Annotated in this window: 17 protein-coding genes; 11 read left to right on the top strand and 6 right to left on the bottom strand. The window is 60.5% G+C overall.

Going from position 1 to position 19,759, the window contains the following annotated elements; all coding sequences use genetic code 11:
- Window positions 1-187: 187 nt before the first annotated feature.
- Entirely contained in the window at window positions 188-718 is a 531-nt protein-coding gene (locus CPA59_RS19945) for a flavodoxin (RefSeq protein WP_107760535.1), read from the bottom strand.
- Between the two features lie 416 nt (window positions 719-1,134).
- Here CPA59_RS19945 and nifL point away from each other — a divergent pair, with 416 nt between their 5' ends.
- The 5 genes from nifL to CPA59_RS19920 all read left to right on the top strand — a co-directional run bounded on the left by nifL (window position 1,135) and on the right by CPA59_RS19920 (window position 8,293).
- Entirely contained in the window at window positions 1,135-2,664 is a 1,530-nt protein-coding gene (nifL, locus tag CPA59_RS19940; protein ID WP_038920334.1) for a nitrogen fixation negative regulator NifL, read from the top strand.
- On the top strand, window positions 2,661-4,232 hold the full coding sequence (gene nifA / locus CPA59_RS19935) for a nif-specific transcriptional activator NifA (protein ID WP_107760533.1): 1,572 nt from the start codon (window positions 2,661-2,663) through the stop codon (window positions 4,230-4,232). The genes nifL and nifA overlap by 4 nt, the downstream gene beginning before the upstream one ends.
- A 176-nt stretch (window positions 4,233-4,408) precedes the next feature.
- Window positions 4,409-5,806, top strand: a complete 1,398-nt coding sequence (gene nifB / locus CPA59_RS19930; protein ID WP_049854731.1) for a nitrogenase cofactor biosynthesis protein NifB — start codon at window positions 4,409-4,411, stop codon at window positions 5,804-5,806.
- On the top strand, window positions 5,806-6,318 hold the full coding sequence (locus tag CPA59_RS19925; protein WP_038920332.1) for a nitrogen fixation protein NifQ: 513 nt from the start codon (window positions 5,806-5,808) through the stop codon (window positions 6,316-6,318). The genes nifB and CPA59_RS19925 overlap by 1 nt, the downstream gene beginning before the upstream one ends.
- Window positions 6,319-6,622: 304 nt before the next feature.
- Complete coding sequence (locus CPA59_RS19920; RefSeq protein ID WP_107760531.1) at window positions 6,623-8,293, top strand: methyl-accepting chemotaxis protein; 1,671 nt, start codon at window positions 6,623-6,625, stop codon at window positions 8,291-8,293.
- A gap of 208 nt (window positions 8,294-8,501) precedes the next feature.
- Here the strand turns inward: CPA59_RS19920 and CPA59_RS19915 are convergent, their stop codons facing one another.
- Window positions 8,502-9,398, bottom strand: coding sequence for a LysR family transcriptional regulator (locus CPA59_RS19915; RefSeq protein ID WP_049854729.1), 897 nt, complete (start codon window positions 9,396-9,398; stop codon window positions 8,502-8,504).
- 160 nt (window positions 9,399-9,558) lie between these two features.
- On the opposite strand from CPA59_RS19915, the gene CPA59_RS19910 reads away from it, so the two are divergent.
- The 6 genes from CPA59_RS19910 (at window position 9,559) to CPA59_RS19885 (ending at window position 16,403) form a co-directional block, all read left to right on the top strand.
- Window positions 9,559-10,890 carry a M20 family metallo-hydrolase gene (locus tag CPA59_RS19910; RefSeq protein WP_039693265.1) on the top strand — a complete coding sequence of 444 codons (1,332 nt, stop codon included), beginning with the start codon at window positions 9,559-9,561 and terminating at the stop codon, window positions 10,888-10,890.
- Window positions 10,887-12,338 carry a M20 family metallopeptidase gene (locus CPA59_RS19905; protein ID WP_107760529.1) on the top strand — a complete coding sequence of 484 codons (1,452 nt, stop codon included), beginning with the start codon at window positions 10,887-10,889 and terminating at the stop codon, window positions 12,336-12,338. The genes CPA59_RS19910 and CPA59_RS19905 overlap by 4 nt, the downstream gene beginning before the upstream one ends.
- A 244-nt stretch (window positions 12,339-12,582) precedes the next feature.
- On the top strand, window positions 12,583-14,106 hold the full coding sequence (abgT, locus tag CPA59_RS19900) for a p-aminobenzoyl-glutamate transporter (protein WP_100850196.1): 1,524 nt from the start codon (window positions 12,583-12,585) through the stop codon (window positions 14,104-14,106).
- A gap of 199 nt (window positions 14,107-14,305) precedes the next feature.
- Window positions 14,306-14,776, top strand: a complete 471-nt coding sequence (locus CPA59_RS19895; protein ID WP_049854725.1) for a MarR family winged helix-turn-helix transcriptional regulator — start codon at window positions 14,306-14,308, stop codon at window positions 14,774-14,776.
- 121 nt (window positions 14,777-14,897) lie between these two features.
- Window positions 14,898-15,323, top strand: coding sequence for an organic hydroperoxide resistance protein (locus tag CPA59_RS19890; protein WP_038665340.1), 426 nt, complete (start codon window positions 14,898-14,900; stop codon window positions 15,321-15,323).
- 69 nt (window positions 15,324-15,392) lie between these two features.
- The gene (locus tag CPA59_RS19885; protein WP_038920327.1) at window positions 15,393-16,403 is read left to right on the top strand and encodes an alpha/beta hydrolase; all 1,011 of its coding nucleotides are present in this window, start codon (window positions 15,393-15,395) and stop codon (window positions 16,401-16,403) included.
- 62 nt (window positions 16,404-16,465) lie between these two features.
- Here the strand turns inward: CPA59_RS19885 and CPA59_RS19880 are convergent, their stop codons facing one another.
- The 4 genes from CPA59_RS19880 to CPA59_RS19865 are packed head-to-tail and all read right to left on the bottom strand — an operon-like array spanning window position 16,466 to window position 19,756.
- Entirely contained in the window at window positions 16,466-17,284 is an 819-nt protein-coding gene (locus CPA59_RS19880) for an amino acid ABC transporter ATP-binding protein (protein ID WP_039693163.1), read from the bottom strand.
- A gap of 18 nt (window positions 17,285-17,302) precedes the next feature.
- Window positions 17,303-18,244: an amino acid ABC transporter permease gene (locus CPA59_RS19875; protein WP_038920325.1), complete on the bottom strand. Its 942-nt coding sequence runs from the start codon at window positions 18,242-18,244 to the stop codon at window positions 17,303-17,305.
- A gap of 4 nt (window positions 18,245-18,248) precedes the next feature.
- Window positions 18,249-18,779, bottom strand: coding sequence for a GNAT family N-acetyltransferase (locus CPA59_RS19870; RefSeq protein ID WP_038920324.1), 531 nt, complete (start codon window positions 18,777-18,779; stop codon window positions 18,249-18,251).
- A gap of 29 nt (window positions 18,780-18,808) precedes the next feature.
- Window positions 18,809-19,756, bottom strand: coding sequence for an ABC transporter substrate-binding protein (locus CPA59_RS19865; RefSeq protein WP_107760527.1), 948 nt, complete (start codon window positions 19,754-19,756; stop codon window positions 18,809-18,811).
- Window positions 19,757-19,759: the final 3 nt, after the last annotated feature.

Raw genomic sequence — 19,759 nt, 5'->3', positions numbered from 1 at the left:
CTTCCGCGTTTCGGAACAGGATAGTGGTCTTGGTGAGGAAATGTGATTTTCGTCACAAAAAAAACGTGACGGATGTTTTTTGATTTTAAAAATCAAATAATTAGTGTTTTTGCGCAGGATGTACCCGACCTTTTCTCCGAGGTGCGGGAAAGGCCGGGTGGATATTGGGCGGGGAACCGAATGCGCGTTACAGGATGGCGGGCTTGATTTGCGCCAGCCAACTGTTGAGGCGCTGTTCCGTCAGGTCGTGCTGGTTGTCCTGATCCAGCACCAGGCCGACAAAGCGGTCTTCCTGCAATGCGGCGGACGTATTGAATTCGTAGCCGTCGCTCGGCCAGTCGCCCACCACGCGCGCGCCCAGATCGGTCATCACGTCGTAGAGCGGTTTCAGCCCGCTGGCGAAATTATCCGGGTAGCCCTGCTGATCCCCCAGCCCGAACAGCGCGACGATTTTGCCTTTCAGGTCGGTGCCGGCCAGCTCATCGGCAAATTCCAGCCAGGACGGATTTTCACAACCGGCGTCGATACCGGGTAGCTGGCCGTCGCCCAGCGTCGGGGTGCCCAGCAGCAGTACCGGGTAGGACAGAAAGGTTTCCAGCGAGGTGCGGTTGATGTTGACCGGCGCGTCCGCCGCCTCGCCCAGTTTCTGATGAATCAGTTTGGCGATCTTGCGGGTTTTGCCGGTATCGGTGCCAAAGAAAATGCCAATGTTCGCCATAGCGTTGCTCCTGATTACGTGATGAAAAAAACAGGTGATGAAAACAAAAACAGCCCTCCGTGAAGGATGCATCAGGCCGTTCATTCATTTGCCATTTGCGAATCCCGTGCCAGTTTTAGCCGGCATGCAATATGGATTTTTCTGCACATTGATGGCGCACCGCTGCACTTTTATTGTGCTTTTTTTGTACTGGCGAGCTGGCGGTTTTTCACGGTCAGGGCGCATGGAAACAGGGATGGGCGCTTTTGGGCGGTAAAACAGGGATCCGGATCAATGTTTAGTCGGCTTAATCAATAAAAGGTGCAGTGTTTGCATGGTTATTCTCCGTTATTCGCCAGCCGGACGGGGTGTTGCAGCCTGCGACAAATTGTCGACAAGCCGACATCCCCGCCGCCAAACCGTAAGGGAGTCACCCCATGTCCATGCATTTGATGACGGAATCTTTTCCGCTGGGCGAAATCGCCAGCCATTTGTCCCGGCAGCATCCGTCGCTGTTTTCCACCGTGGTGGAACAGTCGTCGGTGGCGATCTCCCTGACTGACCCGCACGCCCATATTGTGTACACCAACCCGGCGTTTTGCCGCCTGACCGGCTACAGCCTGCCGCAATTGCTCGGGCAGAATCACCGCATTCTCGCCAGCCAGCAGACCCCGACCGAGGTGTATCAGACGCTGTGGCAGACGTTGCTGCAGGGGCGCGCCTGGCGCGGTCAGCTGATTAACCGCCGCCGCGACGGCAGCCTGTATCTGGCGGAAATCGACATCACGCCGATTTTCAATTCCCACGGCGAGGTGGAGCACTACCTCGGCATGCATAAAGACATCAGCGCCGGTTATGCGCTGGAACAGCGGCTGCGCAACCACATGACCATGATCACCGCGGTGCTGAACAATATCCCGGCGGCAGTGGTAGTCGTGGACGAGCAGGATCGGGTGATCATGGATAACCTGGCCTACAAGACGCTGTGCGCCGACTGCGGCGGCCGCGAACTGCTGGCGGTGCTGGATTACCCGGCCAATAAGGCGGCGTTGCAGCAGGGAACGGCGCTGCCGGTCACCATTCGCGGCGCGGTGCGCTGGCTGACGCTCGGCTACTGGGCGTTGCCCGGCGTCAATGAGGAAGCCAGCCGCTATTTCACCGACACCGCGCTGCCGCGCACGCTGATCGTCATCAGCGACTGCACCGAACAGCAGCAGCAACAACAGCAGGGACGGCTCGATCGTCTCAAACAGCAGATGACCAACGGCAAGCTGCTGGCGGCGATCCGCGAGTCGTTGGATGCGGCGCTGATTCAGCTCAATTGCCCGCTCAACATGCTGGCGGCCGCCCGCCGGCTCAACGGCGCGGACCGCAGCAACGTGGCGCTGGAATCCGCCTGGCGCGAAGGCGAAGAGGCGGTGGCGCGGTTGCAGGCCTGCCGCCCGTCGCTGGATTTCGAACCGGCGGCGGACTGGCCGATCGGCGTGCTGGCCGAGGATCTGGCCGCGCTGTATCACACCCGTTTTACCGACGGCGACCAGCTGCGCTGCGAACTGGACACGCCGCAGCTGACCGGGTTCGGGCAACGTACCCAGATTCTGGCCTGTCTTAGCCTGTGGCTGGACCGTACGCTGGCGCTGGCGGGAGAAATCCGGCCTTTCGCGCTTTCGGTGCATCTGTTCGCCCGTCAGGACGGCGACTGGCTGGCGCTGTATCTGGAAGACAATGTACCGCTGGAGCAGGTGCGCTACGTCAGCACCCAGACCGCGCTCACCACGCCGGGCAAGGGCATGGAACTGCGTTTGATCCAGACGTTGGTGGCGCATCATCAGGGGGCGATAGACCTGACGTCCCATCCGGGCGGCGGCACCTGTCTGGTCCTGCGCTTCCCCCTATCTGCTGCACTCACGGCACACTCGGCTTCACTAACCAGACTCCCCACTTCACTGACAGGAGGCTCAAAATGACACAGGCACCCGATACGGGGAACGTCGTATGGCGTTTTGATTTGTCTCAGCAGTTTACCGCGGTGCAGCGCATTAGCGCGGCGCTGAGCCGGGCCACCGACATCGGGCAGGCGTTACAGGCGGTGTTGCGGGTGCTGCATGATGATGCCTTCATGCAGCACGGCATGATTTGCCTGTATGACCCGCAGCGCGGCGGGCTGAGAGTGGAAGCGCTGTACTGCGAGGATCAGCGGGTCCTGTCCAGCAGCAGCCAGGTGTGCTACCGGCCGGGCGAAGGGCTGGTGGGCACGGTGATGACCCAGCGTCAGCCGCTGACGCTGCTGCGCGTGGCGGACGATCAGCGTTTTCTCGACCGGCTTAATCTGTATGACTACGAGCTGCCGTTTATCGGCGTGCCGTTGTTGGGCATCGAACAACAGCCGATCGGCGTGCTGGCGGCCCAGCCGATGGCGCGTTACGAGGAACGCCTGCCGGCCAGCACCCGTTTTCTGGAAACGGTGGCCAGCCTGATCGTGCAGACGGTGCGGCTGATGCGCGCCCCCCGGCGCGACGGCGAATCACCGTCGGCGGCGAGCCGCCCGGCCGCCTGTAAAACGCCGCGGCCGTTCGGCTTTGACAACATGGTGGGGAAAAGCGCGGCGATGCGCCAGACGATGGAGATCATCCGTCAGGTGTCGCGCTGGGACACCACGGTGCTGGTGCGCGGCGAGAGCGGCACCGGTAAAGAGCTGGTGGCGAACGCCATCCACTACAATTCGCCGCGCGCGGCGGCGCCGTTCGTGAAATTCAACTGCGCGGCGCTGCCGGATAACCTGCTGGAAAGCGAACTGTTCGGCCATGAAAAAGGCGCTTTCACCGGCGCGGTGCGTCAGCGTAAGGGGCGCTTTGAACTGGCGGACGGCGGCACGCTGTTTCTGGATGAAATCGGCGAGAGCAGCGCCTCGTTTCAGGCCAAGCTGCTGCGTATCCTGCAGGAAGGGGAGATGGAGCGGGTGGGCGGCGACGAAACCCTGCGCGTCAATGTGCGGATTATCGCCGCCACCAACCGCCATCTGGAGGAGGAGGTGCGCGCCGGCCATTTCCGCGAAGATCTCTACTACCGGCTGAACGTGATGCCGGTGTCGCTGCCGCCGCTGCGGGAACGGCAGGAGGATATCGTCGAGCTGGCGCAGTTTCTGGTGAAGAAGATCGCCGCGCATCAGGGCCGGGCGCTGCGCATCAGCGACGGCGCCATCCGCCTGCTGATGGGGTACAACTGGCCGGGCAATGTGCGCGAGCTGGAAAATTGTCTGGAGCGGGCGGCGGTGATGACCGACACCGGGTTGATCGACCGCGACGTTATCCTGTTTAACCACCACGACGCGGCGCCGATGATGAACAAACCGACGCCGCCGGCCGCCGCCGAAGAGGGCTGGCTCGATCAGAATCTGGATGAACGCCAGCGGCTGATCGCCGCGCTGGAGAAAACCGGCTGGGTCCAGGCCAAGGCGGCGCGGCTGTTGGGGATGACGCCTCGGCAGGTGGCCTATCGCATCCAGATTATGGACATCAACATGCACCGTCTGTAACCGGACGACGGGATTGTGGCATGTGGCACATTGTCGGCCGAATGCCGCAATCCCGACAAACCGCTTTGGCAGTTTTTCTTATTATCACGTTGTTTTTTCAATAATAAATTTTTTGGCTATACGGTATGGCGCTTGCACTCTCCGGATATGATTCCATCCTTTGATAGGCCATAACCATGACATCCTGCCCTTCCGCATCCGGTTGCCGTTCCGACCAGACCGACCGTTTTACCCCCTTGCAAGCCAGCAAAGTGGCGCATCACCCCTGCTACTCGGTGAGCGGGCACCATCACTACGCCCGCATGCATCTGGCGGTGGCGCCCGCCTGTAACCTGCAATGCCATTACTGCAACCGCAAGTACGATTGCAGCAACGAATCCCGCCCCGGCGTGGTGTCCGAACTGCTGACGCCGGAGCAGGCGGTGGCGAAAGCGCATCAGGTGGCGGCGGCTATTCCCCAACTGTCGGTGGTCGGCATCGCCGGGCCGGGCGACCCGCTGGCGAATCTCGCCCGCACCTTTCGCACCCTGACGCTGCTGCGCGAACAGTTGCCGGATCTCAAGCTGTGCCTGTCCACCAACGGCCTGATGCTGCCGGAGGCGGTGGATCGGCTGCTGGATGTCGGCGTCGATCACGTTACGGTGACGGTCAACGCGCTCGATCCGGATATCGCGGCGCGGATCTACGCCTGGCTGTGGCTGGACGGCGATCGCTATACCGGGCGCGAGGCGGGGGCGATCCTGCTGGAACGCCAGCAGGAGGGGATCCGGCGGCTGACGGAGAACGGCGTGCTGGTGAAGATCAACTCGGTGCTGATCCCCGGCATCAACGATCGGCATTTGTTTGAGGTCAGCCAGCAGGCGCGGCGCTGGGGGGCGTTTTTGCACAACATCATGCCGCTGATCGCCCGGCCGGAACACGGCACGGTATTCGGCCTCAACGGTCAGCCGGAACCGGACGCCGAGGCGCTGGCGGCGGCGCGGACGCAGTGCGGCGCGGCGATGCCGCAAATGGCGCACTGCCAGCAGTGCCGGGCCGACGCTATCGGCATGCTGGGCGAAGACCGCAGCCAGCAGTTTCGGCTGTCGTCGCTGCCTGCCGAGCCACAGCCTTACCTGCCGTTGCTGCACCAGCGCGCGCAGGTGCACGCCAGTATCGCCTCGCGCGGCGAGTCCGAGGAGCCGGACGCCTGTCTGGTGGCGGTGGCGTCGTCCGGCGGCGAGGTGATCGACTGCCATTTCGGCCATGCCGATCGCTTTCAAATCTACAGCCTGTCGGCCGCGGGGGTGATTCTGGTCAACGAGCGTTTTGCGCCCAAATACTGCCGCGGCGGCGATGACTGCGAACCGACCGACAGCGAGGATCGCATGGCGGCGATGCTGGCGTTGCTGGCGGACGTGGAGGCGGTGTTCTGCGCCCGCATCGGCTACGCGCCGTGGCAGAAGCTGGAACAGCAGGGTATCCAGCCCTGTGTGGAAGGCGCCTGGCAGAATATCGCCGAGGTGCTGGGCCGCTGGTGGCGGCAACGTCAGCAAGCGCAACCCGTCGGGGAACGCGCGCAGGGAGCGGCCTGATGGCCGGGGCGGAGTACTGGCTGCGGCGGCTGCTGGCGTTGCATGACGCCGGCGCGGCCTGCTTCCCCCGGCAAATGGGGTTGGATAACGCCGCCTGGCTGGCGCTGCGACAGCGGCTGAACGGGCCCGCGCCGGGGGAGAACGCCGCGCGGGATCAACGCCAGTCGCTGATGAGCGAACTGCAACAAACCCGGCGGGAAGAACGGGCGCAACTGGCCGACTGGCTGTACGGCTATCTGGCGGCGGACGGCGCGCCGATGCATCAGATCATCGCCAGCGCTTCGCTGGGCTTCAATCACCTGTGGCAGGATCTGGGGCTGGATTCCCGCGCCGAGCTGCGTCTGCTGATGAGCGACTGCTTCCCTGAACTGGTGGCGCTGAACCACCAAAACATGCGCTGGAAAAAATTCTTCTACCGTCAGCGTTGCCTGCATCAGGACGGTGAACTGGTGTGCCGCTCCCCCAGTTGCGACGACTGCTGCGAATGGGCGCTGTGCTTTGCGCCGGAATAATTTCATCCGACGACGCCCTGCAATGAGGCGTAAATGATGCATTTATACTACGACTGGTCCTGCGGATGGTTTCCTGCCGTTTCCACTTTTATTCTCTTTCGTTCCTCCCGCGTTTAAAAATATATTTATTTTAAATATCTTTCTTACTTATCATTTTCGAGCCGCCGGTTAAATAAAAAGGCGGAATGGCCGATATAGCAGGCATCTCTGCTGCGATAAAAGGAGGCGGATAACAATTAATTAAAATGAGAACGAATCAATAGCCATAAAACCAATAATCAATCGCATGTACGAGAGGTATTAAATGAGTTTTATTTGTAACGTCAGGGTTAAAATTATGATGCTGGCTATCCTGATCATATTTACCTTGTTATGGGGCGGGGTGTCAGTTTTCTCTCTGTATTCACTGAATAGTCTGACCGGCGAGATTGGTCTGACGAATGTGCAGCAAACCAACGGCGATATTATTAATGGCGCCAGCGATAGTTACTACAAAGTTAAATTATCGATGGACGAAGCCGTTATTGCTGGAAATAACAGTGAGCGCGCTCGCACATTGCTCAACGACGCCACCGCGGACGTGGATTTTCTGAAAGGCGGACTGGCGCAGTTCAAAGTGACCGACCACGCCAATATCAGCAGCAATACCATTGATGATATTTACAATAGTTCCTATCAACTGTTCAGCGAAGCGATTGTGCCGATGCTGGATGCGGCCAAACAGAATAACCACGATGTCTATGACAAACTCGTCAGGGAGAAATACAACCCGCTGCGGGTAAAATTCACCGCCGCCATCAACGAATATAATCAGATTATTAAAAATCTGAAAACAGAAGCGCAGGCCCGCATTTCAGCCTGGGTATACTGGTGTAAGGTTACGCTGATCGTCGCCATGATTGTTGGGTTGTGCGTGGTGATATTAACCGACCGCTATCTCGCTATTCAGATGGGCCGCCCGCTGGAGAGGGTGAAAGCGCATCTGCAAATCCTGTCGAACGGACAACTGGATTCGACAATCGGCGAGATGGGACGCAATGAGATTGGGCAGTTAATTCCGTTTGTTCACACCATGCAGAATAACTGGATAAAGACGGTGACCGATATTCGCCGCAGCGCCAGCGAGATTTATCACGGCAGCAGCGAGATCGCCGCCGGCAACAGTGATCTGTCCTCCCGTACCGAAGAGCAGGCCGCCGCCCTGAGTGAAACCGCCGCCAGCATGGAACAACTGAGCGCGGTGGTGAAACAGAACGCGGATAACGCCCATCAGGCCAGCTCGCTGGCGCGGGATGCGTCAAAAGCGGCCAACAACGGCGGCGACGTGGTGAAAGCGGTAAGCAACAGCATGCAGAACATCACCCACAGTTCGCAGAAAATCGTCGACATCATCAATGTGATTGACAGTATTGCCTTCCAGACCAATATTCTGGCGCTGAATGCGGCGGTGGAAGCGGCGCGCGCCGGAGAAGCCGGTCGCGGGTTCGCAGTGGTGGCGAGCGAGGTCAGAAATCTGGCCCAGCGCAGCGCTCAGGCGGCGAAAGAAATCAAAACCTTGATCGACGAGTCGGTAGACAACGTCAAGAATGGCTACGAGCAGGTGTCGCTGGCCAGCAAATCGATGGAGGATATTCTGAAGTCGGTCACCAATGTGACGGATATCATGGGAGAAATCGCCTCGGCGTCCAGCGAACAGAGCAAGGGGATTTCCCAGGTGGGAACCGCCATCACGCAGATGGACAGCGTGACGCAGCAGAACGCAGCGCTGGTTGAACAGTCTTCGGCAACCTCGTCTTCGCTGGAAGAACAGGCGCATCAACTGAACGAGATTGTCTCGGTATTCAAACTGCCGGGCGTGGCCGACGCAACGGCGGCGCGTCGGGAACTCAAATCGGCCGGGAAGGTAGCCGCGCTGGCGAACCTGAGCCCGGCATCCCGACAGGAGAAGGCCGGCGACGACTGGACGTCGTTCTAATCCCGGCGGCGTCGGCTTCACACGGCACCTTTGGTACGAATCTTACAGCGGCGGCGACCTGCGGGTTGTCGCCGCTTTTTTGCCTCAGCGACGTGTTAAGCCATTGATGTGTTGAGCCGTAGATGTGCTAAACCATTGATGTGCTAAACCGTAGTAGTAGATGTGCTGTTGTCTGGCGAAAAACCAGAGCCAGCGTGCATGGCGCCGATTACCGGCAATAGCGCCGAAACAGTTTGGCTAATTGGGCGCCCATCGGCGACAACATGGTGTCCTTACGCTGAATCAGATAGAAGGTGGCTTTGGGCAGCGGCTGGTCCAGTTCCAGTACCCGCAGGCGTTCGCCGAGGATCGGGTCGCGGATGACATCCCGTGACAGGATGCTGACGAAGTCGGTTTTGGCGACCAGACTGACGCTGGACATCAGGGTTTCACAGGTGACGCTGACCCGGGGCGTGACCGGCAGCGTGGCGAACAGGTCAAACAGCTGTTTGTAGTAGCTGCCGCGCGGGGTGGGCATGGTCCACTCGTAGTCCAGTAAATCCTCCAGCGAATGCGCTCGTTGAATCGGGTGGTCACGCCGCACCACCACGCAGTATTCCTTTTCCATCAGTTTTTCGTATAACAGTTCGTTATCATAGGACGAGCCTGAGTAGGTATTGACGGTGAAATCCAGTTCTCCCTGCCGCAGCTCGTGGATCATCGCCACCAGTTGCCCTTCGGTGATGCGCAGTTTGACCTGCGGATAAAGCCGGTGAAAAAGGCTGACGATCTCCGGCATCACCGTGTGGGCGATGCTGGCGCCGACCCCGATATTGACCCGTCCGCTGGCCTGCCCAAGCCGCTGCTGGATGTCTTCGCGCGCCACGCGCAACTCTTCCATAATCAGGCTGGCGTGGCGGAAATAGGCTTCGCCGCAGTCGGTCAGCGCCATCCCCTGGCGGTGGCGCAGAAACAGGCGTGCGCCCAGACAGGCTTCCAGCTCCTGAATGGATTTGGTCAGCGCCGGTTGCGACAGATTCAACTGCCGCGACGCGGCCCGAATGCTGCCGTGGCGCGCCACTTCTACGAATGATTGCAACTGATGCAGCTTTACGTTCTGAGTCATCTGGTTCTCTGATCGCCGTTCTGGTGATAACTATGATTTATCACGCCAAAGATCCTGACATCTTATTCACACTGGTGGGTTTGTGTACATTTTTTTCAATTACGTGACAGCCCGTTGCACGGGCGTCGTCGATCAGGACACCACCAGAGAAAACAGGCTTATGCACTCAGACGTTCTTTATTCCGATTTGTCACAACGCGTGGAAAAACTCATTCCGTGGCTGCGGGAAACGCGCCGCGATTTGCATAAATATGCGGAATCCGGTTGGCTGGAGTTTCGTACCGCCACGCGGGTCGCCGAAGCGCTGCACCAACTGGGTTATCCGCTGAAGCTCGGGCGGGAGGTGATCAACGCCGACGCCCGCATGGGGCTGCCGCCGGACGAGGTATTGCAGGCGCAGGAGCAACGGGCGCTGGCGCAGGGGGCGCTGCCGCAGTGGCTGCCCTATTTCTCCGGTGGTTTTACCGGCATCGTGGCGACGCTGGACACCGGACGCCCCGGCCCGGTCATCGGCTATCGCGTCGATATGGACGCGCTCGATCTTAACGAACAACTGGCGGACGATCACCGCCCGTTCCGCGACGGGTTCGCTTCCTGCAACGCCGGCATGATGCATGCCTGCGGTCATGACGGCCACACCACTATCGGGCTGGGACTGGCGCAGGTATTGATGGCGATGCGCGAGCACCTGTGCGGCACCATCAAAATTCTGTTCCAGCCGGCGGAGGAGGGCACCCGCGGCGGCAAATCAATGGCGGAAGCGGGCGTGGTGGATGACGTGGACTACTTCACCGCCATTCATATCGGCACCGGCATTCCGAATGGGCATCTGGTGTGCGGCAACGACACGTTCATGGCGACCACCAAACTGGACGTCAACTACCGCGGCGTGGCCTCTCACGCTGGCGGCCGACCGGAAGAGGGCCGCAACGCCCTGCTGGCGGCGGCGCAGGCCACGCTGGGGCTGCATGCCATTCCTCGCCACAGCGGCGGCAGTTCGCGTATCAACGTCGGCGTGTTGCAGGCCGGTACCGGGCGCAACGTAGTGCCGTCGCACGCCGCGATGAAAGTGGAAACCCGCGGCGCCACCAACGAGGTCAACGAGTTTATTTATCAGCAGGCGCTGAAGGTGATCGACGGCGCCGCCGCCATGCACGGCGTTGAGGTGGATATCGCGTTGATGGGCGCGGCGCAGTGCAGCCAGCCCAGCCCGGAATGGGTGGCGTTCATTCGCCGTCAGGCGGAGCAGGTGCGGGAACTGACTCATATCATCGACCGCAAAGACGGCGCGGCCGGTTCTGAAGACGCCACCTACCTGATGGAGCGGGTGAAAGCGCACGGCGGTCTGGCGTCTTACGCGGTGTTCGGCACCGAACTCAGCGCCGGGCATCACAACGAGAAATTCGATTTTGATGAAAGCGTGATGGCGGTGGCGGTGAAAACGCTGGCGCTGCTGGCGCTCAATATCCGCGAGTTTGGGGAGGCGCAATGACCCAGACAATCGTCGGATTTGTTAACGACACGCTGGCGGCACGCGCGCAACAGCTGGCCGCCATCGCGGATGATATCTGGGATCACCCGGAAACCCGCTTTACCGAGCATTACTCGGCCGAACGGCTGGCCAGTGCGCTGGAGGCGGAGGGCTTTTGCGTGCAGCGCGGCATCGCCGGCATCGATACCGCGTTTGTCGCCAGTTTTGGCAGCGGTCAGCCGGTGGTAGCGCTGCTGGGCGAGTTCGACGCGCTGGCCGGGTTGAGCCAGCAGGCCGGTTGTGCTTCGCCGTCGCCGCTGACAGCGGGCGGCAACGGCCACGGTTGCGGCCACAATCTGCTCGGCACCGCCGGGCTGGGTGGGGTGCTGGCGGTGAAAGCCTGGCTGGAGCAACACCCGCAGGCCGGTACCGTTCGTTTTTACGGCTGCCCGGGAGAAGAGGGCGGTTCCGGCAAAACCTTCATGGCGCGCGAGGGCGTGTTCGATGACGTGGACGCGGCGCTGACCTGGCACCCGGAAACCTTCAGCGGCATGTTCTGTACCCCGACGCTGGCCAACATTCAGGCCGCCTTTCGTTTCAAAGGCGTGGCGGCGCATGCGGCGGCCGCGCCGCATCTGGGGCGCAGCGCGCTGGATGCGGTAACGCTGATGAACACCGGCGCTAATTTCCTGCGTGAGCACATCATTCCTGAAGCGCGGCTGCATTACGCCGTGACCGACACCGGCGGCCATTCGCCCAATGTGGTGCAGGCGGACGCCGAAGTGCTGTATCTGGTGCGCGCGCCGCAGATCGATCAGGCGCAGGCCATCTATGAGCGGGTGGTGAATATCGCCCGCGGCGCGGCGCTGATGACCGACACCACCCTGACGGTGCGCTTCGACAAGGCCTGTTCCAACTATGTGCCTAACCGGACGCTGGAACAGGCGATGTACGGTTTTGTCGCGGCGTTTGGCGTGCCGGCGTACAGCGGGCAGGAGCAGGAGTACGCCGCCGAGATAGCCCGGACGCTGAGCGCCGAGGATATCGCCAGCAATCTGGCGACCATCGCCCGCACCGGCGGCGCGGCCGGTCAGGCGTTCAGCCGCACGCTGAAAGGCCAGTCGCTGACCTCGCAGGTCGCGCCCTATGCGCCGACCGAATCGTTGCTATCCGGTTCCACCGATGTGGGGGATGTCAGTTGGCTGGTGCCGACCGCCCAGTGCTTCAGCCCCTGCTACGCGCTCGGCACGCCGCTGCATACCTGGCAGGCGGTGGCGCAGGGCCGCACTTCGCTGGCGCACAAGGGCATGCTGCTGGCGGCGAAAGTGATGTCCGCCACCGCGCTGGCGCTGTTGACCGACAGCGCGTTGTTGCAAGCCTGTCGGCAGGAATGGCGGCAGCAACGGCAGGAAACGCCGTACCGCTGCCCGATCCCGGCCGGTATCCAGCCGTCGCCGTTGCAAGGCTAATGCTCCCGGTTTGTTGACCGTAGTCCGGCAATCGTTTGCTGTCGTTGCGTCGTTCCCGCAACCGCCGCAAACGTCGGAGAAACCGAGCAGGGGAAGGTCGCTATTACCCGACGGCAGGGTTTGGGGGCGAGTCAACGATGTGTTCAGAGAGATACACGTGAATCACCGCCCGATACCTGACCGTGTTTTACCTATAAATCACAACAAAACAACCACATAAAAATTCAGTACAGAGGGGAAAACCATGAGTGTGACAGCGGAAAGCAGCCAGCCGCAGCCGGGCGGGCTATTTCAGTGGGTAGAGCGGGTGGGGAACAAAATCCCCAATCCGTTTCTGTTGTTCGTATACCTGATCGCCGCGCTGATGGCGGCCAGCGCGCTGTTTTCCTGGTTTGGCATCACCGCCACCAACCCGGCCAACGGCGAGGTGGTGCGGGTGAAAAACCTGCTCAGCGTAGAAGGGTTGCAATGGATTTTGCCCAACGTCATCAGGAATTTCAGCGCCTTTACCCCGCTGGGCGCCATTCTGGCGCTGGTGTTGGGAGCCGGGCTGGCGGAGCGCGTCGGCCTGCTGCAAACGCTGATGTACAAGATGGCCTCGCGCGTCAGCGCCCGCTACGCCAGCTACATGGTGCTGTTTATCGCTTTTTTCAGCCACATTTCGTCGGATGCCGCGCTGGTGGTGATGCCGCCGCTGGGGGCGCTGATTTTTCTGGCGGTCGGCCGTCACCCGGTGGCCGGTCTGCTGGCGGCGATCGCCGGCGTCGGTTCCGGTTTTACCGCCAACCTGCTGATCGTCACCACCGATGTGCTGTTGTCCGGGTTGAGTACCGAATCGGCCAAGGTCATCAATCCGGCGGTACATGTCAGCGTGATTGATAACTGGTTTTTCATGGCGGCGTCGGTGGTCGTGCTGACCATTACCGGGGCATTGCTGACGGACAAATTCATCGAGCCGCGTCTGCCGCCTTATCAGGGCGAACGCCACGAGCATCTGTCCCGGCTGACGCCGGAGCAAAATCGCGGCCTGCGCGCCAGCGGTATCGCCGCGCTGGCGTTCATCGCTATCGTGGCGTTGCTGGTGGTGCCGGAATGGGGGCCGCTACGCGATCCGGTCAAGCATACCGTGATGCCGTCGCCGTTTATTCAGGGCATCGTGCCGTTGATCATTGCGTTTTTCTTTGTGGTGTCGATTCCTTACGGCATGGTTACCGGCCAAATCAAATCCCAGAACGACCTGCCGCAGTTGATGGTCGACCCGATGAAGGGCATGGCCGGTTTCATCGTCATGGTGTTTCCGCTGTCGCAGTTCGTGGCGTTTTTCAACTGGAGCAACATGGGCAAGTTCATCGCCATCGGGCTGACCGACTTGCTGGAATCGCTGGGCATGACCGGGATACCGGCGTTTGTCGGGCTGATCTTTCTGTCGGCGTTCCTGTGCATGTTTATCGCCAGCGGTTCGGCCATCTGGTCGATTCTGGCGCCGATTTTCGTGCCGATGTTCATGCTGCTGGGTTTTCATCCGGCCTTTGCCCAGATTGTGTTCCGGGTGGCGGATTCGTCGGTGATCCCGCTGGCGCCGGTGTCGCCGTTCATTCCGCTATTCCTCGGATTTCTGCAGCGCTATAACAAAGAGGCGCGGCTGGGCACCTATTACTCGCTGGTGTTGCCGTATCCGCTGGTGTTTTTTACCGTCTGGCTGGCGCTGTTGCTGGTGTGGTATCTGCTGGGGCTGCCGATCGGACCAGGTGTTTATCCGCATTTATAATCGCCATACGGCATAACGTTGGCTGTAACCAGAGTTGGCTGTAACCAAAGTTGCCTGTAACCATAACTGACGGTCAACCGGCGGTGCTATCCGCCGGTTTTTATTTGTTATCAATGTATTAGGATTTTCTTTTTGGTTTTTGTCATTTTTTAATCTAAATCGTTTGCTATTTAATTTTGAGCGATGTAGAGTGGCGGCCATGAACAGAAAAGATACCGACACCAAACCGACTCTGAGTGATGACGCCCTCCGGCTGGACGGCCAACTCTGCTTTGCGCTCTACTCGGCGAATCTGGCGATGAACAAGTTGTATCGCCGCTTGCTGACCGAGTTGAACCTCACCTATCCCCAGTATCTGGTGATGCTGGTGCTGTGGGAGCGCGACGGAATAACGGTATCTGAACTGGGTGAACGTCTGTTCCTGGATTCCGCCACCCTGACGCCGCTGCTCAAGCGCCTGCAAACCGCCGGGCTGGTGACGCGCCGCCGCGGTACTGAAGACGAACGTCAGGTGCTGATTGAGCTGACCGATGACGGTCGTGGATTGCAGAATAAGGCGAAGGCGGTGCCGGAAGGCGTGTTCTGCGCGGCGGAATGTAATATCGAGCAGTTACGCGCCATCAAGACGGATCTGGAAACGCTGCGCGCCAGTCTCATCAGACATATTTGATGATGGAGGTAGCGGGACGCGCGGTTGTTGATTATGTTTTTTTATATCCAATTAAGTAGTGTGCGATTTAATTTTTATCGATTTAAATCGCCAACCCAATCCACTCAAAAGGAGTCACACCATGTCTATTGAAAAAGTTCTCTATGTTGCTCATGCCCAGGCTAACGGCGGTCGTGACGGACGTGCGGTCTCTTCCGACCAGCAGCTGGACGTCAAACTGACTACCCCGCGCGAGCTGGGCGGCGCCGGCGGCGAAGGCACCAATCCGGAGCAGCTGTTTGCTGCCGGTTACTCCGCCTGTTTCCTGGGGGCGCTGAAGTTCGTCGGCGCACGCGACAAAGTGTCGATTCCGGCGGCGACCACCATCAATGGCAGCGTGGGGATCGGCGCGATTCCGAACGGTTTCGGCATCGAAGTCGAATTGAAAATCTCTCTGCCGGGTCTGGACCGTGCGGTAGCGGAAGACCTGGTACAGAAAGCGCACATCGTTTGCCCGTACTCCAACGCGACGCGCGGCAACATCGATGTAACACTGACCGTTATCTGAGTCAGTGAGAAGTAAGTGTAAATAAATAAAAAATAAACTCTTTTTCACTTAACACCAGGGTAATTCATCATGAGAAAATGTCTTGTCGCGGCCTTGCTGGCCGCTGTAACGGGAAACGCCTCCGCCGCGGATAACAACGCGCCGTATGCCGAACGTCATGTGCAGGCGTTTCTGGATAAACTGAACGCGGGCGGCGGCAAGCCGATCGAACAGCTGTCGCCGGCGGAAGCGCGCGAAGTGCTGGTGGCGGCGCAGGCGGGCGCGAAACTGCCGGCGGCCGACGTCACCCAGAAAACCATTACCGTCGACGGTCAGAAAATCCCGCTGATCATCGTCAAGCCGGCGGGCAGCACCGGGGTTTTGCCGGTGTTCATGTTCTTCCACGGCGGCGGTTGGATTCTGGGGGATTACCAGACGCATGAGCGTTTCGTGCGGGATCTGGTGGTGCAGTCCGGCGCGGCGGCGGTGTTCGTCGATTATTCTCCATCGCCGGAAGTGCATTATCCGGTGGCGATTCGTCAGGCGTATGCCGCGACCCGCTGGGTGGCGGAGCATGGTAAAGACATCGGCGTTGATGGTTCACGACTGGCGCTGGCGGGCAACAGCGTGGGCGGCAACATGGTGGCGGCGGTGGCGCAGCAGGCCAAACAGGCGGGTACGCCGCGTATTCGTTATCAGGTGTTGTTCTGGCCGGTGACCGACGCCAACTTCAACACGGCGTCTTACCAGCAGTTCCAGAATGGCTACTTCCTGAGCCGCAACATGATGAAATGGTTCTGGGACGCCTACACCACCGACAGCAAACAGCGTCGCGATATTCTGGCCTCGCCGCTGCAGGCGACTCGCGAACAACTGACCGGCTTGCCGCCGGCGTTGATTCAAACCGCCGAACTGGATGTGTTGCGCGACGAAGGTGAAGCCTACGGCCGTAAACTGGATGCCGCCGGGGTGGATGTCACCGTCACACGCTATAACGGCATGATCCATGACTTCGGTCTGCTCAATGCGCTGAGCGACGTGCCGGCTACCCGCGCCGCGCTGTTGCAGGCGTCCACCGAACTGCGTGAACGACTGAAATAACCCTCTATCTCCCCGGCGTCAGCCGGGGAATCGGGACACAATCTATAGCACCTTGTTTAAAGCTAGAGCACCTTGTTTAAAAAGCTGGCGGTGCGCGGATGGGCCGGATGGTTCAGCACCTGATGCGCGTCGCCGCTTTCCACGATTTTGCCGTCCACCATAAACACCACCCGATCCGCCACTTCGCGCGCGAAGCCGATCTCATGGGTAACGATCACCATCGTGACGCCCGATCGCGCCAGATCCTTGATCACGTCCAGCACTTCGCCCACCAGTTCCGGATCCAGCGCCGAGGTCGGTTCGTCAAACAGCATCACTTTGGGGTTGAGCGCCAGCGCGCGGGCGATGGCGATGCGTTGTTGCTGCCCGCCGGACAGGTGGCGCGGGTAAGCGTTCGCCTTGTGGCGTAATCCGACCCGGTCCAGCAGCGCCAGCGCCACGCTCTGCGCCTGCGCGCGGCGATACAACCGATGTACCCGCGGCGCTTCGATAATGTTCTCCAGCACCGTCAGGTGCGGGAACAGGTTGAAGTTCTGGAATACGTAGCCGACGCCGAGGCGCTGGCGCAGGATCTCCCGTTCTTTCAGTTCGTACAGCGTATCGCCTTCGCGGCGGTAGCCGATGTAATCGCCGTCGATGCGGATGGTGCCTTCGTCCACCCGCTCCAGATGGTTGATGGCGCGCAGCAAGGTGGATTTGCCGGAACCGGACGGCCCGATAATCACCGTGACCGAACCGGGCGGCAGCGTCAGGCTGATGTTATCCAGCGCCCGGTGCGCGCCGAACCACTTGCCGACCCCCTGAATATCGATCCGGCCTTGTTCGGTCACGGCGCGTGGCGCGGTACGTGGGATGGAATAGAGATCAATGGCTTCAGACATGGTGCTTCTCCCTGAAAATCAGTGTCGGCGGCGCGCGCTCAGGCGCCGGAATAGCCGCTGCAGCGGATGAGGCGTTATTTCCCGCACCGCGCCGCGGGCGACGTAGCGCTCCACGAAATATTGCAGCACCGACAGCACGCTGGTGATCACCAGATACCAGACGGTGGCGACCATCAGTAGCGGAATCACCTGCTGGGTGCGGTTGTAAATCACCTGCACGGTGTAAAACAGCTCCGGCAGCGCCAGCACGTACACCACCGAGGTGCCTTTGGCCAGGCTGATGATTTCGTTGAAACCGGTCGGCAGAATCGAACGCAGCGCTTGCGGCAGAATAATCCGCCAGGTGCGGCGGTAGCCCGGCAGGCCGAGCGCGGCAGCGGCTTCAAATTGTCCGGCGTCGACGCCGAGGATGCCGCCGCGGATGATTTCGGCGGTATAGGCCGATTGCACCAGCGTCAGCCCCAGCACCGCCACGGAGAACGGGCCGAGCACATCAATGGTCGGATAGCGGAAAAACTCGATGGACGTGAAGGGGATGCCCAGCGCCAGCGCGTCGTACAGGTACGAAAAGTTGTAGAGGATAATCAGCACCAGAATCAGCGGCAGCGATCGGAACAGCCAGATGTACAGCCAGGCCAGCGTGCTGAGTAACGTGGACGACGACAGCCGCGCCAGCGCCAGCCCGGTGCCGGCGATAATGCTGAACAGGGTGCCGAGCAGCGTCAGCAGCAGCGTGCGCCCCAGCCCTTCCAGAATCACCGGGTTAAAGAAATAGCTGGCGAACACCGACCATTCCCAGCGGCTGTTGAGCGCCACCGACTCGGCGATGCCGGCGAAAATAAACAGCGAAAACAGCGCGCCTGCGATACGCAGCGGATAACGCGCCGGCACCACGCGCAACGGAGCGGCAGGGATATCGGCCGGGTTCTGGGACAGTGAAGGATGGATGGATTGCGTCATGAGCTTATACCTTTACCCGTTCCTGTTGCGCCGCCCGGTTAGGCACCGGGCCATACAAGGGTTTGCGAAACGGCAAGCGGCCATCGTGCGGCGGCAGGCTGTAGTATTCCGGGTCGACCTGGGTATCGAACTGCGGCTGATAGCCTTCGCTCAGGTACAGGCCGACCGCTTCCGGCTGACGGAAACCGGTGGTCAGGAATAAATCCCGGTAGCCCAGCCGACGGGCGTGCTGTTCCAACTCATGCAGCACCCGTTTGGCCAGCCCCTGACGGCGCAGGGTTCTGTCGGTCCAGATCCGTTTGAGTTCAGCGGTGGTGGCGTCGTAGCGCTTGAACGCGCCGGTGGCGATCGGCCGCTCATCACGCAGCAGCACAATGAAGATGCCGTCCGGCTGCAGATAGAGTCCTTCCGGTTCCGGATCCCGATGGGCGAAGTAATCGCCGTAGCGCTGGCGGTATTCGGCGAACAGGCCGTCCAGTACCGGTGCAATGCGGGCGTCTTCCGGGTAGGTGATAATAAAGCGTTCGTCAGACATGGTGTCCTCCCTGTTCAGCCGGATACGGGTTACAGCGGCGTGTCGCCCAGGCCCGGCGGGTTGATCTCCGAACGGCTGATGCGTTCTACGCTTTCTCCCCAGCGGTTCAGCACCCGGTCGTATTCGCCGCTCTGAATCACGCCGTTGAGCGCGGTATTGAGGGCAGTCACCAGCCCGTTGCCTTTGCGGGTGGTCACCGCGATGTGCGCCACCTGCGGCCAGCCGCCGTTGACCGTGCCCACCAGCCGGGTTTGGCCGTTCAGCGCCGCTTTGTACGCGCCGGTGACGTTCGGGCCGAACGTGGCGTCGGCGCGGCCGGACTGAATGCTCAGGTTGGCGGCGGCGGCATCGGTGACGTAGACCGGCTGAAACGGCGGCAGGCCGGCGGCGTGGTTTTGCTTGTCCCAGTCGAGCAGGATAGCCTCCTGATTGGTGCCGGAGCCGACGATGATCCGCAGCCCGGCGATGTCTTTAGCGCTTTGGATCGATTGGATCTTGCTGCTGGATTTCACGTAGAAGCCCAGTGTATCGGCGCGGTAGGTAGCAAAGTCAAAACGCGCTTTGCGCGCTTTGGTCACCGTGACGTTGGTGATGGCGACATCGTACTTGCCGGAAGCGACGCCCAGCGGCCAGTCTTCCCACGACGTCGACACCAGCTTCAGCTCCAGCCCGAGGCTGTCGGCTACCAGCCGGGCGATGTCCGGCTCGCTGCCGATGACGCTTTTGTTGTCGTCCGCCAGAAAGGCCAGCGGCGGCGAGGAACCCAATGCCGCGACCGCGACGGTGAGTTTGCCCGGTTCGACAAAGGTAAATCCGGCCGGAATCTGGGCGATGGCCTGCGGGTTTTTGGGCGCATGGATCGGTTGCTGATTAGCCTGGAGGTCGATGCCGGCGGCGTGTGCGCTGCCGAGCAACAGCCAGCCGCCGAACAGCGTGGCGGCCAGACGGTAAAACGGACGAACGGTGAGAGTCTGCATAGC

The organism is Dickeya sp. Secpp 1600 (genome assembly GCF_003049805.1).
Lineage (GTDB): Bacteria > Pseudomonadota > Gammaproteobacteria > Enterobacterales > Enterobacteriaceae > Dickeya > Dickeya fangzhongdai.
Note: the sequence above shows the minus strand (reverse complement) of the source record. Positions and strands in the feature narration are given on the sequence as shown.

Excerpts from the sequence above, each read along its gene's own strand:
- CPA59_RS19945 (WP_107760535.1), bottom strand. The coding sequence starts at position 718 with ATGGCGAACATTGGCATTTTCTTTGGCACCGATACCGGCAAAACCCGC.
- nifL (WP_038920334.1), top strand. The coding sequence starts at position 1,135 with ATGTCCATGCATTTGATGACGGAATCTTTTCCGCTGGGCGAAATCGCC.
- nifA (WP_107760533.1), top strand. The coding sequence starts at position 2,661 with ATGACACAGGCACCCGATACGGGGAACGTCGTATGGCGTTTTGATTTG.
- nifB (WP_049854731.1), top strand. The coding sequence starts at position 4,409 with ATGACATCCTGCCCTTCCGCATCCGGTTGCCGTTCCGACCAGACCGAC.
- CPA59_RS19925 (WP_038920332.1), top strand. The coding sequence starts at position 5,806 with ATGGCCGGGGCGGAGTACTGGCTGCGGCGGCTGCTGGCGTTGCATGAC.
- CPA59_RS19920 (WP_107760531.1), top strand. The coding sequence starts at position 6,623 with ATGAGTTTTATTTGTAACGTCAGGGTTAAAATTATGATGCTGGCTATC.
- CPA59_RS19915 (WP_049854729.1), bottom strand. The coding sequence starts at position 9,398 with ATGACTCAGAACGTAAAGCTGCATCAGTTGCAATCATTCGTAGAAGTG.
- CPA59_RS19910 (WP_039693265.1), top strand. The coding sequence starts at position 9,559 with ATGCACTCAGACGTTCTTTATTCCGATTTGTCACAACGCGTGGAAAAA.
- CPA59_RS19905 (WP_107760529.1), top strand. The coding sequence starts at position 10,887 with ATGACCCAGACAATCGTCGGATTTGTTAACGACACGCTGGCGGCACGC.
- abgT (WP_100850196.1), top strand. The coding sequence starts at position 12,583 with ATGAGTGTGACAGCGGAAAGCAGCCAGCCGCAGCCGGGCGGGCTATTT.
- CPA59_RS19895 (WP_049854725.1), top strand. The coding sequence starts at position 14,306 with ATGAACAGAAAAGATACCGACACCAAACCGACTCTGAGTGATGACGCC.
- CPA59_RS19890 (WP_038665340.1), top strand. The coding sequence starts at position 14,898 with ATGTCTATTGAAAAAGTTCTCTATGTTGCTCATGCCCAGGCTAACGGC.
- CPA59_RS19885 (WP_038920327.1), top strand. The coding sequence starts at position 15,393 with ATGAGAAAATGTCTTGTCGCGGCCTTGCTGGCCGCTGTAACGGGAAAC.
- CPA59_RS19880 (WP_039693163.1), bottom strand. The coding sequence starts at position 17,284 with ATGTCTGAAGCCATTGATCTCTATTCCATCCCACGTACCGCGCCACGC.
- CPA59_RS19875 (WP_038920325.1), bottom strand. The coding sequence starts at position 18,244 with ATGACGCAATCCATCCATCCTTCACTGTCCCAGAACCCGGCCGATATC.
- CPA59_RS19870 (WP_038920324.1), bottom strand. The coding sequence starts at position 18,779 with ATGTCTGACGAACGCTTTATTATCACCTACCCGGAAGACGCCCGCATT.
- CPA59_RS19865 (WP_107760527.1), bottom strand. The coding sequence starts at position 19,756 with ATGCAGACTCTCACCGTTCGTCCGTTTTACCGTCTGGCCGCCACGCTG.